The organism is Corynebacterium halotolerans, from assembly GCF_050107895.1.
Classification (GTDB): domain Bacteria; phylum Actinomycetota; class Actinomycetes; order Mycobacteriales; family Mycobacteriaceae; genus Corynebacterium; species Corynebacterium halotolerans_B.
In genome coordinates this window covers 136,088-150,166 of the sequence record NZ_JBNILW010000005.1, presented here as the reverse complement: position 1 = coordinate 150,166, position 14,079 = coordinate 136,088, and the positions used below count along the sequence as shown (strand labels likewise).

General features: G+C 64.3%; 16 protein-coding genes. 10 read left to right on the top strand and 6 right to left on the bottom strand.

Features of this window, described 5'->3' with window-relative positions; genetic code table 11:
- Positions 1-1,137 precede the first annotated feature (1,137 nt).
- Positions 1,138-1,269: a hypothetical protein gene (locus ACQCVD_RS07025; protein WP_426823006.1), complete on the top strand. Its 132-nt coding sequence runs from the start codon at positions 1,138-1,140 to the stop codon at positions 1,267-1,269.
- 229 nt (positions 1,270-1,498) lie between these two features.
- Here the strand turns inward: ACQCVD_RS07025 and ACQCVD_RS07020 are convergent, their stop codons facing one another.
- Entirely contained in the window at positions 1,499-1,657 is a 159-nt protein-coding gene (locus ACQCVD_RS07020) for a hypothetical protein (protein WP_426823005.1), read from the bottom strand.
- 817 nt (positions 1,658-2,474) lie between these two features.
- On the opposite strand from ACQCVD_RS07020, the gene ACQCVD_RS07015 reads away from it, so the two are divergent.
- Positions 2,475-2,759 carry a hypothetical protein gene (locus ACQCVD_RS07015; protein ID WP_426823003.1) on the top strand — a complete coding sequence of 95 codons (285 nt, stop codon included), beginning with the start codon at positions 2,475-2,477 and terminating at the stop codon, positions 2,757-2,759.
- A 114-nt stretch (positions 2,760-2,873) separates the two neighbouring features.
- On the opposite strand, the gene ACQCVD_RS07010 is transcribed toward ACQCVD_RS07015, so the two are convergent.
- A complete protein-coding gene (locus ACQCVD_RS07010; RefSeq protein WP_426823002.1) occupies positions 2,874-3,128 on the bottom strand; it encodes a hypothetical protein in 255 nt (84 codons plus the stop codon).
- A gap of 104 nt (positions 3,129-3,232) precedes the next feature.
- Here ACQCVD_RS07010 and ACQCVD_RS07005 point away from each other — a divergent pair, with 104 nt between their 5' ends.
- From ACQCVD_RS07005 to ACQCVD_RS06990, 4 genes are all read left to right on the top strand, one after another.
- On the top strand, positions 3,233-3,754 hold the full coding sequence (locus ACQCVD_RS07005) for a hypothetical protein (RefSeq protein ID WP_426823001.1): 522 nt from the start codon (positions 3,233-3,235) through the stop codon (positions 3,752-3,754).
- Complete coding sequence (locus ACQCVD_RS07000) at positions 3,751-4,314, top strand: hypothetical protein (protein ID WP_426823000.1); 564 nt, start codon at positions 3,751-3,753, stop codon at positions 4,312-4,314. Before ACQCVD_RS07005 ends, ACQCVD_RS07000 begins: the two co-directional genes overlap by 4 nt.
- A gap of 43 nt (positions 4,315-4,357) precedes the next feature.
- Positions 4,358-5,269 carry a hypothetical protein gene (locus ACQCVD_RS06995; protein WP_426822998.1) on the top strand — a complete coding sequence of 304 codons (912 nt, stop codon included), beginning with the start codon at positions 4,358-4,360 and terminating at the stop codon, positions 5,267-5,269.
- 296 nt (positions 5,270-5,565) lie between these two features.
- The gene (locus ACQCVD_RS06990) at positions 5,566-5,967 is read left to right on the top strand and encodes a GtrA family protein (RefSeq protein WP_426823071.1); all 402 of its coding nucleotides are present in this window, start codon (positions 5,566-5,568) and stop codon (positions 5,965-5,967) included.
- A gap of 27 nt (positions 5,968-5,994) precedes the next feature.
- On the opposite strand, the gene ACQCVD_RS06985 is transcribed toward ACQCVD_RS06990, so the two are convergent.
- Both ACQCVD_RS06985 and ACQCVD_RS06980 read right to left on the bottom strand, forming a co-directional pair.
- Positions 5,995-6,549 carry a CPBP family intramembrane glutamic endopeptidase gene (locus ACQCVD_RS06985; protein WP_426822997.1) on the bottom strand — a complete coding sequence of 185 codons (555 nt, stop codon included), beginning with the start codon at positions 6,547-6,549 and terminating at the stop codon, positions 5,995-5,997.
- A gap of 50 nt (positions 6,550-6,599) precedes the next feature.
- Positions 6,600-7,526 (bottom strand): glycosyltransferase, encoded by a 927-nt coding sequence (locus tag ACQCVD_RS06980; protein ID WP_426822996.1) that lies wholly within the window; start codon positions 7,524-7,526, stop codon positions 6,600-6,602.
- Between the two features lie 157 nt (positions 7,527-7,683).
- Here ACQCVD_RS06980 and ACQCVD_RS06975 point away from each other — a divergent pair, with 157 nt between their 5' ends.
- A complete protein-coding gene (locus ACQCVD_RS06975) occupies positions 7,684-7,866 on the top strand; it encodes an antitoxin VbhA family protein (RefSeq protein WP_426822995.1) in 183 nt (60 codons plus the stop codon).
- The gene (locus ACQCVD_RS06970) at positions 7,859-8,470 is read left to right on the top strand and encodes a Fic/DOC family protein (protein ID WP_426822994.1); all 612 of its coding nucleotides are present in this window, start codon (positions 7,859-7,861) and stop codon (positions 8,468-8,470) included. The genes ACQCVD_RS06975 and ACQCVD_RS06970 overlap by 8 nt, the downstream gene beginning before the upstream one ends.
- Before the next feature lie 89 nt (positions 8,471-8,559).
- On the opposite strand, the gene ACQCVD_RS06965 is transcribed toward ACQCVD_RS06970, so the two are convergent.
- Entirely contained in the window at positions 8,560-9,357 is a 798-nt protein-coding gene (locus ACQCVD_RS06965) for an ABC transporter ATP-binding protein (protein ID WP_426822993.1), read from the bottom strand.
- A gap of 24 nt (positions 9,358-9,381) precedes the next feature.
- Complete coding sequence (locus ACQCVD_RS06960; protein WP_426823070.1) at positions 9,382-10,230, bottom strand: ABC transporter permease; 849 nt, start codon at positions 10,228-10,230, stop codon at positions 9,382-9,384.
- A gap of 270 nt (positions 10,231-10,500) precedes the next feature.
- On the opposite strand from ACQCVD_RS06960, the gene ACQCVD_RS06955 reads away from it, so the two are divergent.
- Positions 10,501-11,736: an aminotransferase class V-fold PLP-dependent enzyme gene (locus ACQCVD_RS06955; protein WP_426822992.1), complete on the top strand. Its 1,236-nt coding sequence runs from the start codon at positions 10,501-10,503 to the stop codon at positions 11,734-11,736.
- Positions 11,737-12,048: 312 nt separating this feature from the next.
- A complete protein-coding gene (locus tag ACQCVD_RS06950; RefSeq protein WP_426822991.1) occupies positions 12,049-14,076 on the top strand; it encodes a hydantoinase/oxoprolinase family protein in 2,028 nt (675 codons plus the stop codon).
- Positions 14,077-14,079 lie beyond the last annotated feature (3 nt).

Here is a 14,079-nt window from a genome sequence, read left to right as displayed (position 1 = left end):
CCGGGTCCTTTATATAGGGGACAGTTCCGGCGGCTTGCTGAGTGTCACCCGATGGGATGAGGGGCGTGGACCGGAGGGTAAGGTACGAATCCTTCGCGAAACTGCCCGGGAAGTTTCGTTCAGGTGTGTGGTCCCCGCCTTTCGGCTCAAAGTTAACCATAGCTTAACGAGTTATGAGGAAAACGCCCTCAGAGCTGAAAGTGGCGTGAATTTGAAACCGGATGAAACGTTTATTTGTCACCCGGCGATATGTAATGTTACGGTCTTTTTCAAGTGGCCTATATGCCTGCAGATTCAAAGCGTTACAGAGTCTGTCAAATTTATAATATGCAGACTAGTTCATGATGTTGGAATCGTGAAAATATGCCGTGAGCTGGGCTTGTATTGCCTCTTCTGTATGGTTTGCCCCCGGATGGGGGCAGTTTGTTCTGCTCGATAAAAATTAGGCTATTCCTGAGCTGGAACTAAAACTGCCGCCGTGAACACGCCTTTTGTTCCAGGTGAATAACAGTCAAACTGGCGTATTTTATTGTTCTGTATGGTCCTACTTGTCGAGTGTTCTGAGTGTCTGCAATACTCATAATCACCACACCGGCTAAAGGGGTCGGTGACAAGTGGAAGGTGAACATCATGTCCGATGTTATCCAGCAGATCATCTGGGCCATCGCCGATGTGTTCGACGAAATCTTCGACGGTCTCGGCGACGTTGTCGGCGGGGTCGGCGATTTCCTGGGCGGTCTGTCCTAGGTAGTTCCCTCTCAGGGGCTCACCTCGAAAGAGGTGGGCTTCCCCCTTGTCCCGATCCCGGCCTCATTGGTCGGTCGGTGTGAAAAATGAACCTCGTTCGGCGCACCTGCGCTGAACCCTGAACCTCGAAAGGGTTTTATCATGACCAACGTTTTCCAGACCATCATCGACGCTGTCTCCGGCGTTTTCGGTTCCATCTTCTCCGGCCTGAACTCCGTTGTGGGCAACGCTGGCGAGTTCCTGGGCAACCTGTCCTAAGGAACGGGCAGCGCGCCCTTGAGGCGTGCTGCCGCTGACTGGCCGTAGCTCTGCTGCGGACTGGCGAAATCAATAGAAGCATGTTCGGGCTTGAGCCCCCGGCTCGGCCCACCAATTTTGAGGAGCTTTATCATGGCTGACGTTATCCAGGAAGTTATCACCGCTATCTCCGGCGTCTTCGAGTCCATCTTCACCGGCCTTGAGAACGTTGTTAACGGCTTCGGCAACCTCTCCAGCGATGTCGCTGGCGAGGGCGAGCAGTAAAGGCTCCAGCTGCTCCTTGTGAGCGCTTGAGCAACTTTCGCTCCGGCACTTTCTTAAGTGTCGGAGCACTGTTTTTCCAGGTTGCCTGACACCAGGCAGGCCAGTACCCCGACCCGCACTACTGCGGACCGGGGTACTGGCTTTTTCTCATCGCCAAAGGCGAAACCCTCGGTGCTCGAAGAGCACCGAGGGTTTCGCGGGGCTGTCAGCGATGTGACAGCTCCAGAGGCTACTCGGCCCCAGTGGTGTCGTCGCCGTCAACGTTGCCCTCGCCAGCGACATCGCCGGAGAGGTTGGAGGACTGATCGACGATGCCGCTCAGGCCGTCGGTGATGGAGTTGACGACGCCCTCGATAGCGTTAATGATGTCCTGGATAACCTCGGTCATGATGGATCCTTTCGTAGGGGTTCAATATCCGGCTACAAGTGCCGGTGTATTACAGTGCTGCCTCCCGGCACGAAACAACGTCTCGTGTTGCCCGGAGGCGTACCGTCCCAACGGGCCGGCGTGCGCCACGGTACATAAAGATGTCACTTTTGTCCGTCGTCACGGAAAAGTATCGCCTGCCGCCCTGCCCGAAGCTGCGTCGGGTCCGGGCGAGCAGCTCCGTCTGTGATTCAGGACGTTCAGAAAATTCTTCGGGAATCCCACAACCCTTTTGTGTTCAAGCTTTCTCCACCGGCGGGGTGGGGCCCGTCTGGTCGGTGGGGTCCAGAGGGTGTTGGCCGTGAGCTCATATGCGTTGGAGGGGTAGGGGCGAAGGCCCTGTCTGCTCTTCGAGCGCTCCGGCAGCTTTCCTGTCCCGGATTCTCGGGAGGCGGAACAGAGGTCTCCCGGTATGCCGTTGCCGCGGCGCATATTTCCAATCTCCTTCATCCGAGAGCAATCTTTTAGCAGTGGTGACCTAAAACACAGGCCAAAATGCACGTAACAATGGCGGTAGGTCGGTCTGTGAGTCGACGTAGAGGCCGAGGACGTTGAAGGCGTTTTCGGGGAGTGTTGTTCAGCTTTCTGAATTTCCCTCGGTACTCCCGTGATCAAACGGTGACATTCCTCTTTCGCAGACGTACCGTGACTCCCATCGCCATGACGGCGTGATGGTTTTCGGTTCGTCCGGGTTGTCCGGGCGGTCTCGAAAATGGTCTTGCACCTCTCTGATCCACCTGGATCAGGGTCAAGCTATTGCGAAAGGAAGTTTTTCTCCATGAACGATGCTTTGCAGTCCATTATCGACTCTCTGGGTGGGACGCTCCAGCCTCTGCTCGACCAGTTCGGTCTTGATTCTTCATCCGATTTCCTCGACGGACTGTCCGGTGGAGAGGGGGATACCGGTGGTACTGAGACCGACGGAACCACCGTGGATGGCACCGAGACCGGTGGTACTGAGACCGACGGAACCACCGTGGATGGCACCGAGACCGACGGTACTGAAACCGACGGCACCGACACCGTGACCGGTGAGGAGACTGCCGCAGACGCCACTGTCTAAAGAGATTCGCCTGAACAGGTGAAGTACGACGCCCTCGGTTCCCAGCTGGGAACCGAGGGCGTCGTACTGCTTGCGCCGGCAGTTGCGGTGAACTGCGCCAGGACAACCCGAAAGCTACAGGTCGAAGATCTCCCGGATGCGCGGAGGCAACTCCTCCTGCGAAGTGATCGTGGGACCCTCATAAGCCTTGAGGAGGCGGTAGACCTCCACCCGGTCGGTGCTGTCGAGCAACGGCAGCTCCTGGGCGATCAGCCGGGTCATCGTGTCATCCAGGGGAAGCTGGGTCCGCTGGGCGGCAATGTGCTCCTCGCCCACACCGGCGGTGTTGAGGTTCTGGGGTTCTGTGGTCTTCTTGCCTCTGCCGAACATGGATCTGACGTTACCCCCAGGCATCGCTGCCACAGAATTTCACTTCATCTGCGTGGTGGAGTGCAGCCGCGACGGTGTCCGGGCGAACTACTACGCTGACTGACATGAGCTCGCAGACGGATTTCAATTCTCTTGATGACACTCTGGCTGGCCGGCTGGCGCAGGCCGGGATCGCCGGGGTCTCGCTGGCCCTGCCGGACTACATCCATTCCCGGCTCGGTCGGTTCCTGGCCAATGCCGTGATCGTCTCTGGCGGAGTGGGGCTGGTGGCCTACTTCAATTCCACTGATGAGGACCCGAACAATGATCCGGCGATCCTGGTGGACCGCATCCGCCAGGGAATCGGGGACATCGGGCAGGAAGCTGGTCCTGATTCCGACACCAGCCTCAGGGAGGCCGGCTCCCCGCTGAAAACCTGGCTGATCATCCTCGGGGCGCTTCTGGCCGCCGTCGCTGTCAGCCGCCTGGAAGCCAGCGGCCGGCGCTGGCTGGTGCGCAAGCTCGCCCAGCGGGGTGTCAAGCGGCCGAACACGATTCTGGGCGGCGTCGGTGCCGTGCTCACCTTCGCGTTCAGCGAGTACCTGCATCGCCAGCACCGGGCGGGACTGAAGGCGGCCCGCTCATGAGTACCCCGGACAACGCGCAGCAGCAGACTTCTCCGCAACTTCATCAGGTGGTCGCGGTCGTCGATAAGCAATCGGAGGACACCACCGTCCTGTGGCACGTGCAGACCCGCCCCGATGCCCCGGCCGGAGTGCTCAGTGGCTCCTGGATCCTGGGTGCCAACGAGGTCGCCCCGGAGCGGATGGGTGATCTGCTGCGCGACACCGTGGTGTTCCCGGTCGGGGAGACCACTCTCGCCGACGAGTGTCAGACGACAACTCTGCGGCAGATCCATGACGGGATCAAGGCTGCGGTCGCTGAGGTACGGGCGTACGCCAAGGCGGCGAAGGAGAACAACAAGAATTACGAAGCACCTCGGTTCGAGCCGGTTGTCCTGCCTGATCCGGGTGAACTCGCGGACAGTTTTCACGGCGAGGAATCCGCCCGCCACGCCTGGGCCCACGCCACCGCCCTGGCGGATCTGGTGGAGCAGTGGCATGCGGTGGAAAGCCAGCGGCGTAGCAGGAAATACCTGCAGGAACACTTCGGGGCGGAGATCCGCCCGCTGCCATTGACCGGATAAGTACGGGCAACCCGGTTGTTGATGTGTCGCTACCCTTGGGGGCATGACCCCACACCTCGCCCACGGCAACGTCGTCTCCTTGGCGTCGGTACGTGCGCGCAGGTCCCCGGTCCGTCCCCCGGAGCGTGAGCCGCGCACAGTAATCCTGCAGGTCTCGAACCTGCAGGCCGACCTTGAGGTGCACCGGCACATCGGCATCAATGATGCGCTGCACCTGGCGGACCTCCACGAAGTGATCGACATCTGCTTTTCCCCGGAGCCGACGGATCCGGTGCAGCACACCCCGTGGTGGTTCAGCCACGGGAACCGGCGCCTGGATAACACCGATGAAATCAACCTCTGGTTGCGCCATCCCGGTGAAACCCTCACCTACCACTGGGGGCTGTGGGAGATCCGGCTTTTTACCGTCGAGTCCTACCCACGGGACCGCGGGACCCCACGGGCCCTGTGCGTCGGCGGCTCCGGCGCTTTCGGTGCGGCGGAGTTCGACCTGGCCGGCGTCAACGCTGCGTTGACCGGAACCGACACGATCCGCAACGTGCTGGGCAGTACCCGGCGGGAGGTCCGCGATCTGATCCGGCGCAGCGAGATCTTCGATTTCGTTCCCCTGCTTCAGGCCCTGGATCTCTCGCGACCGACCGGGCTGCAGGAACCGGAGCGGCAGATGTGCGACAGCCTCCCGGTGGAGGATGACCAGGCCGCCCACGACGCGTTCTGGACCGTGGTGCTGGCCCTGGCGTGCCTGAGTGATGAACATCTCGCCGCGGAAGTTCTCCAGACCACGATGACCTCGCTCGGCTGGGTCAACGAGGACGGCAGCCCGATGACGGGCAAGGAGGTTCGGGCCCTGTGCACGCCCTCCCTGGTGAAACTCGCGGAAATCGGCGGTTACGGCCAGGATGCGCTGGCACCGGTGGACCGTCTGGAGATCTACCGGGAGCTGCTGCGGGCCTGACCCGGGGAGCGAGGCTTCCAGGAGACCGGAAGTTCGGGGACGGGTATTTTCAGGGTCTCGGGGTAGGCTCATGAGCCGTGGCTGACACCGATAAAGATACTGAGCACGCTTCCGGGGCCGAACAGGGCGACAACTCCATGTTCGTGTCCCCGGAACGCATGCAGCAGGAAGTTGCGGGGGGCGCCACGGAGTACACCGGCCCGTTGCCCTCCGCCGAGATGCTCGATGAAGACGCCGTCAGGCGGGCAGCGCGGCTCGCCCGCGCCCGCACCAGGGCCAGCGCGGCCGATTCCCGCATGGGCGTGGGCACCCAGGCCTTCCGCTTCATCATTTCCGGCGGCGTTTCCGCGATCTTCGACCTGGGGCTGACCTGGATCCTGCAGATGATCGTCGGCCTGGGTCCCACCGCCGCCCGCACCTTCGGCTTCATCCTGGGCACGCTCGTGGCCTACTTCATCAACCGCCGCTGGACCTTCCAGGCGGAGCCGTCCAAGCGCCGCTTCCTGGCGGTGGCTGCCCTGTATGCGGTGACCTACTTCGTCAACGTCGGTCTCCACCGCATCGGCTTCGAGATCTTCACTGACGCTCTGGGCTGGGCGGATTCGATCGCCATCGTGGTCGCGTATCTGATCGCCCAGACCACAGCCACCGTGGTCAACTTCATCGTGCAGCGCACGGTCATCTTCCGGGTGGTCTAGCTGTGCTGCCCGGGGTAGCGCCCGGGGCTAGAGCAGCTCCTGTGCCAGAACCGGGGCCAGCAGGTTCGCCGCCGCATGGGCGACCGCGCCCGGGAGGAAGGAATTGCTGCGGTGCCGCAGCCAGCCCAGCAGGAGGGCGCTGAGAAACTGCATGATGAGGATCGGCCAGGCCCGGAGATCCACCGCCAGCAGAATCAGGTGCGGCAACAGGAACACAGCCGCCTGCACCAGATTTCCCCGCAGCAGCCCCCACCGCTGTTGCAGCACCCCGGCGATCAGGCCGCGGAACAGCAGCTCCTCCATCACCGCCCGGAGCACCACCCCAGCTGCCACGGACACCGTGGAAGCCACCGGGAAAACCATGCCGGGGGAGTCGAGCGTGGCCACCGGCACGGCGGGAACCACCACCAGGAACAGGGCCAGCTGCACCGCCCCCAGCCCCACTGCCAGGACATAATCAGTAACCCTGCCGGGCGTGCATCCCAGGCGGTGCAGTGCGGTACGTAGCCCGAGCCGCCGCCGGTGAGATTGCACCACCAGGTAGATGAGTACAGGCAGTCCGTAGACGATTGCTTCGGTCACGTTCTGCAGATGCTATCGGAGTCCGCGGTAGGCGGAGAGCCGCCTGCCGTTCAGTTCTCCGGCCGGCTGAACTGCTCCTGCCGGCCCTGGCGGTGCAGCTTCAGCCACTCCAGAAATCCCTTCGGGTCCTTGCGCTGGACCAGAAAGAACCACGCGAAGCGGGCGTATTCCTGGGGCAGCAGCCTGCGCATGCCCGGCTGGCTCATCACATAACCGCGGTTGCGGTAGGTGAAGTAGCGCTTGCCCTCGTTGTCCGGGTACTGGGTGTGCATCTTCCCGCCCAGGATCGGTTTGAACTCCGCCGAACCGTCCGGGTGCAGGTACGCCGCGGTCAGGCAGGTGCCGAAGTTCAGCCCGGAGCGCACCAGACGACGGTGGTACTCCACCTCGTCGCCGCGGATGAACAGCCGGTAGTCCGGCACCCCGATGATTTCCATGGCACGGGCACTGATCAGCGCTCCGTTGAAGAGGCTGGCGATCCCGGGGAGGAAATCGCCCTCCAGTTCCACCAGACGACGCCGCCACACCAGGCCCTGGCGCAGGGGGAACGCGAGTGCTCCGGGGTCGTCGATATTGCAGACCACGGGGGAGACCTCGTGCAGGCGCTGGCGTTCAGCGACGTCGTAGAGCGTGGCCAGCACGTTCTCGTCGGCCGGGCGGCCGTCATCATCCGCGCACCAGACGGCCTCGGCACCGAGGCTGAGGGCGGTGAGGAAACCGTAGGCGAAGCCGCCGGCCCCGCCCAGGTTCGTTCGGGAGGGCAGATAGACCGCGCGCTCGCCGGCGAGTTCCACCAGCAGTTCCCGAACCGCCTGTTCATTGCCGTTGTCCACCACGATCACCCAGTCCACCGGGGTGGTCTGCCGGCAGACCTGCTCCAGGGAGGCACGCAGCAGTTCCACGCGCTTGTGGGTGACGATCACCGCTGCAGTTGAGTTGCCGCGGTGCAGGTGGGGCAGGTTCTTCGGATCCGGCATGGGCATCATTGTGCCACGCGCGGGGCGGAACGCCGGCTGCGGCGCACGTCAGCGGGCGAAGCGGCGCCGGATGGGGCGGAGTTTTCCGGAAGCGCTGGCACAGTTGTGTTCCAGATCATATGGTGGGGAAATACAACCGGCGAAGGAGTGAACACCCATGGCAGGCAACCAGGAAGAAGAGGACCGGCGACGACGCGTCGAACAGGCCGACCACAGCGGACGGATGGAAGGGCAGGTGCTCTCCGACGAGACGCGCCAGACCGCGATGGACTACGTCAGGGGAGCGATCGATTCCACGGAGCTCGTCAACCAGATCCGAGGCAGGTACGGCCATGACTGATCTGAAGGACCCCTACTACGACGATTCTGGGGAGGTGCTGCGCAACCTGGTCGGAGCCGCCACTCCAGCAGACCTGGCAGTGGCGGAGGCGGATCTGGTCTTCGCCCGTACCGTCCAACTGGATGCCGTGGAGCTGCCCGACACCCGAGACCTGGCGGAGCTGCAGGCCATCCACCGGCACCTCTTCCAGGATGTCTATCCCTGGGCGGGCGAAGTGCGCACGGTGGATATCCGGCGCAGTGAGGAAGGTTTCCTGCCCGTGGTGGCGCTGGACCGGGCAGCCGGCATCGCGGCGAGCGACCTGCACACCGATCACTACCTGCAGGGGCTGGACCGCGAGCGATTCGTCGCCCGACTGGCCCACCACTATGACCAGTTCAACTACATTCACCCGTTCCGGGAGGGCAATGGCCGCACCCAACGGGTGTTCTGGACCCGGGTGGCCGCAGCCGCCGGCTGGGAACTGGACTGGCGCAATGTCAGCGGCGAGGACAATGACCGCGTCTCCCGCATCGCGGCAGAGGAGCGGAACCTCACGCCCCTGGTGGAGATGCTGGAAAGGGTGGTCGTGGCTGAGCACCGGCCACAGCAGGGGCAGCCTTAACCGGGAGGGCGGCCCGCGGCTCCGCGGCGTCGTCAAGCACACAACAGCGGCGGTGACCCGCAGGTCACCGCCGCTGGTTCCGGGGGAGCTTAGTCCTTGTTCTCCCCCTCCATGCGCGCCATCAGGCGGCGGATGTGATCGGCGGCCTCTTTGCCCTCGTAGGCCTCGATGACCTCGTCCACCAGGCCGGTCTGGTGGACCTCGCCGTGATCGATCCACATGGCGGTATTGCACAGCTGGGCCAGGAAGTCATTGGAGTGGGAGGCGAACACCAGGATGCCGGAGCGCTCGACCATCTCCTGCAGGCGGGTGCGCGCCTTCGCCATGAACGCGGCGTCGACGGCACCGATGCCCTCATCCAGCAGGAGGATCTCCGGCTCGATGGAGGTGACCACGCCCAGGGCCAGGCGGATGCGCATGCCGGTGGAGTAGGTGCGCAGCGGCATGGACAGATACTCACCGAGCTCGGAGAATTCCGCGATCTCATCCATCTTCTGCTTCATCTGCTTGCGCGTCTGACCGAGGAACAGGCCACGGATGATGATGTTCTCGTACCCGGAGATCTCCGGGTCCATGCCCACGCCGAGGTCGAAGACGGGGGCGACCCGGCCCCGGATGTCTGCGGCCCCACGGGTGGGTTCGTAGATGCCGGACAGCAGGCGCAGCAGCGTGGACTTGCCGGCCCCGTTGTGGCCCACCAGGCCGACGCGGTCCCCCTCTCGCAGGTGCAGGTTGATGTCCTTGAGCGCTTCGACCACGACGGTGTTGTCCTTGTTGCGGCCGATGGCGCCGCCGGCCGCCCCCAGGAAGGCCTTCTTCATGGAGCGGGACTTCGCGTCGAAGATGGGAAAGTCCACGCAGGCGTTGTAGGTGTCGATGGAAACCATGTTGTTGCTAACTCCTCTGCAGACTTAAACCCAGTAGCTGACGCGGAAACGCCACTGCCGCATGGCCAGCAGCGCCAGCACCAGTCCGGCGGCCGTGAACGCGAGCACCACCCACCAGTGGTAGGCGGGCAGCTCAGCGCCGATCATCGGCGCACGCACGATCTCCAGGTAGTGGTAGAGCGGGTTGAGCTGCGCCAGGTTCGCCCGGGACTCCAAGCCCTGGATGTTGTCCTCCAGCGTGGAGGTCATCCACACGATCGGGGTGACGTAGAACAGCAGCTGGGTGCCGGCCTCCAGCAGCGGGGACACGTCACGGTAGCGGGTGGCCACGATGCCGAAGAACATCGCCACCCACACGCCGTTGATCACCAACAGCGCCATCGCCGGGATGACCAGCAGCACCTCCCACCCCAGGTCGCGGGGGAAGACGAGCATGAGGATCACCCAGATGACCAGGTTGTGGCAGAGGAAGAGCAGTTGCTTCCATACCAGGCGGTAGACATGCACCGACAACGCCGAGGGCAGCTGTTTGATCAGCCCCTCATTGTCGATAAAGATGTCCGAGCCTTCCTTGATGCAGCCGGAGATGAAGTTCCACATGATCAGGCCGACGGTGACGTGCGGCAGGAACTCGGCCAGGGGGATCTCGAAGAGCACCGAGTACAGCAGGCCCAGGGCAATGGCCATGACGCCGGTGGCGATGGTGATCCACAGCGGGCCGAGCACCGAGCGCCGGTAGCGCTGCTTGATGTCCTGCCAACCGAGGAGCAGCCACAATTCCCGCTGCTGGAATCCACGGACGAGATCGTCCCAGGCGGCCTTGAAGGTCGCCGACTCCGACCGGGGGACGGTGTCCGCCTCCACCTGCGTCATCCGCGCGAGGTCGTCCCTCAACTTCTGGGTATCTGCTTGTTCGTGCACGATCAACAGCCTAACCGCTGGAAGCGTCCAGCCCGATTCCCCCGCCCACGCCGGGTGCCGGGACCCCGTCGCAATGGCGGGGTTGACGCAGCGGGGGCGTTACAATGTCTCCCCGAATGGGGTTGACGCTGGACGAATATGTGTTCTGGCGGGGTCGGTGCAATGATGAGTGCAAAGCGGCATACTTGTATGAGAAATTTCGGGGTGTTAAGGAGATGAGGAATGGCCTATGACGTGGCTCGGGTCCGCGGGCTCTACGTCTCATTGAGCGACGGATGGACCTACCTGAACGCTCATGCCTGCCCACAGATCCCGGAGCGGGTCTCCGCCGCGGTCTCCCGCTCCTTCCGCATGTCCACCGCCTTGTCTGATATTGAACCGGCTTCCGGCACCCACTCCCGCGCGACCCGCGCCGGCCGGTTGGAGGGGGAATCTTACCTGGACGCCGCCCGGCTGGCCGTGTCCGACCTGGTGGGTGCGGCTCCGGAACAGGTGGTGCTGGGACCCAGCCTGCAGGTGCTCTACCACAGCCTCGCCCGGGCGATGCGCCCGATCCTGCGGCACAATCCCTCGGTGGTGTTGAGCCAGCTCGACAATCCGGTGCTGACCGACGCCTTCGCCAACGGCTCCACCGAGGTGCGCTGGGCACAGCCGGATCTGGCCACCGGCGCCCTGCCCGGTTTCCAGTACGCCGACCTCGTGGACGGCACCACGCGCCTGGTCAGCCTGTCCGCCGCCCATGAACTGCTCGGCACCGTGGCCCCGGTAGCGGAGATCGCGGACACCGTCCACGACCGCTCCCGCTCCTGGGTGCTGGTCGACGCCTCCGCGCTCGCCGCCTACCGTCCGCTCGAGGCCGACCAGTGGGGCGCGGACATCGTGGCGGTGGACCTGGCTGCGCTGGGTGGACCACAGCTTTCAGCCCTGATCTTCCGGGACACGCGGATGCTCAAGCGGCTGGACCCGCTGGTCCCCGGTTTTGACCCGGAGGACATCCGGAAGCTGGAGACACCCGTGTCCACCGGCCTGGCCGGAGGAGTGGCTGCCACCGTCGATCACCTGGCGGACCTGGTGGAGACGCGCGGCACCCGCCGCACCCGGCTCCAGAGCTCCATGACGCAGCTGCAGGAGTACCTGGAAAACCGCACCGCAGAGTTGATCACCTCCCTGAACACGCTGACCGCCGTGCACATCCTCGGTGTGACCGGGGAAGCCGCCGGCGGGGGCGTGCGTGACCGGATCCCCCGGTTGAGCTTCGCCGTACGTGACGTCCCCGCGGAAACCGTGCATCAGCGGTTGATCGACAACGGCCTGGTCACCAATATCTGCCCCCACACCCCGTTGCTGACCGAGATGGGCGTGGATGAGATCGGTGGTGCGGTGACCGTGGCCCTCGGACCCTTCAACACCTCCGTGGACGTGGACAACCTGACGCGCGTGGTGGCCTCGTTGGCTTAGGTTCTGCTGGGACACGGGGGACAGTTGACTGTCGGTATTTTCCGGCGGTTGGCCTAGTTCTGGAAAAGTTCGCCCCCGTATTCCCACGGAGTTTTCCAGTACTTGGCGATCCACTCGGCGAAAAACACGGGAACCTCATAGAGATCCGGCCGCCGGACAAGGTGGTGGCACGTCTCACTAGCGGGCGATAGGCTCGGGTCATCCCCGTGCCCTGCGGAAACCACCCTGGCCGCACCGTGGCGGGTGCCAGCCGGGGGTGCAGGGGCACGGATTGACCGTACCCGCGAGCGTTTGAAGGACCACGTGAAAGACATGGCCGAGCACACCCCGAAGAACCCGGAAAACCCGTTGCAGGTGGCCGTGGACACCGGTGGCACCTTCACCGACATCGGGGTGCGCCGCCCGGATGGTTCCCTGGCCGTGTGGAAGGTTCCCAGCACCCCGGACGCCCCGGATGAAGCTGTGATCAGCGGGCTCACCGGCGCGATGGAGCAGCAGAATGCCAGTCCCATCCAGATCACCCGGCTCGTCCACGGCACCACCGTGGCCACCAACACCGTGCTCACCCGGGACGGGGCGAAGGTGGGCTTGCTGACCACTGCCGGCTTCGGAGATGTGCTGGCCATCGCGCATCAGGCACGGCCCGCGCTTTATGACGCCGCCGTGCACCGCGTGCCCCCGCTGGTGCCTGCGGGACTGGTCACCGAGGTCGAAGAGCGGATGGCCGCCGACGGCACCGTGGTCACTGAACTGACTGATGCCGCGCTGGACCGCGCCGCCGAGCACATCCGGAAACTGGACCTGGACATCCTGGTCGTCTCATTCCTCAACGCCTACCTCAACCCGGAGCATGAGCAGCGGGCAGTCGAGCACCTGCGCGACGCAGCGGTGGCACCGCGGATCACCGCCGCCACCGCCATCACCGCGGAGATGCGGGAGTATGAGCGCACCTCCACCGCAGTGGTCAACGCCTACGTCCAGCCCAAGATCGCCGGCTACATGAGCAATCTGAACCAGGGCATCGAGGAGCTGCAGGTGCCCTCCAAGCTGTGGATCATGCAGTCCAACGGTGGTTTGCTCAGCCCCTCGTTGGCCAGCGAGCACTCCGCCCGGACCGTGCTTTCCGGCCTGGCCGGCGGGGTCGTCGGCGCGGCGAACTGGTCGCGCCTGCTGGGATTCGAGCAGGCGGTGAGCTTTGACATCGGCGGCACCAGCACCGATATCGCCCTGATCCGGAACGGCCAGCCGGATGAGACGATGGCCGGGGAGATCGACACCCTGCCGCTGCGGTTGCCGAGCGTGGATGTGCACACCATAGGTGCCGGTGGTGGGTCGATCGCCTGGCGGGATTCGGGCGGCGGACTGCGGGTCGGCCCGCACAGTGCCGGAGCCGTTCCCGGACCGATCAGTTATGGCCGGGGCGGTGAGGATCTGACGGTCACCGACGCCCATCTGGTGCTCGGTCGACTGGGCACCGGTCTCCTGGGCGGCCGTTTCGAACTCGACGTTGCCGCCGCCCGGGAGAAGATGACCGCCTGGGGCAAGGAACTCGGACTCGGCCCAGAGGAAACCGCCGAGGGAATCCTGGAGGTCATCGCCGCCACCATGGCCCGCGGCATCCGGAAGGTCAGTGTCGAACAGGGCGTGGATATCCGCGCCTGCCACCTGATCTCCTTCGGTGGGGCGGGCCCGCTCCACGGGGCCGACCTGGCCCGGGAACTGGGCATGCAGTCCGCGGTGATCCCACCGACCCCGGGCATCGCCTCGGCGGTCGGCATGCTGGACGCCCCGGTGCGCCACGACTTCGCCGCCCCGTTCGAAGCCACCGAGGACACCGGCACCGCCCACCTGGCAGAGGATTTCAAGCAGTTGGAGCGACAGGCTGAGGGTGAGATGGATGCCCCGGCCATCGACTTCACCCGGTTGGTGGACGCCCGCTACATCGGCCAGAGCTATGAACTGACTATTCCGTGGAACGGGGACTTCGCGGAGCAGCGCCGGGCCTTCGATGAGGCACACGCCGAGCGCTACGGTTTCCATGATCCGGATGCCCGGCTGGAGATCGTCGTGGTCCGGCTGGTGGCCACCGTCCCGCAGGACGATGTCGCGCAGCGCCGCTGGCAGGTGGCTGTCGAAGCCACACCCAAAGGGGAACGACCGGTGTTCATCGCCGGAAAGTGGCGGGACACGCCGCTCTATGACCGGGAGACCCTTCCCGCCGGGACCGTGATCGAGGGGCCGGCGATCATCGACCAGTTCGACTCCACCACCTATGTCCGCCCCGATCAGGACTGCCGCTGCGACGACTACGGCTTCCTGCACCTGAGCACGAGAGGATGAACC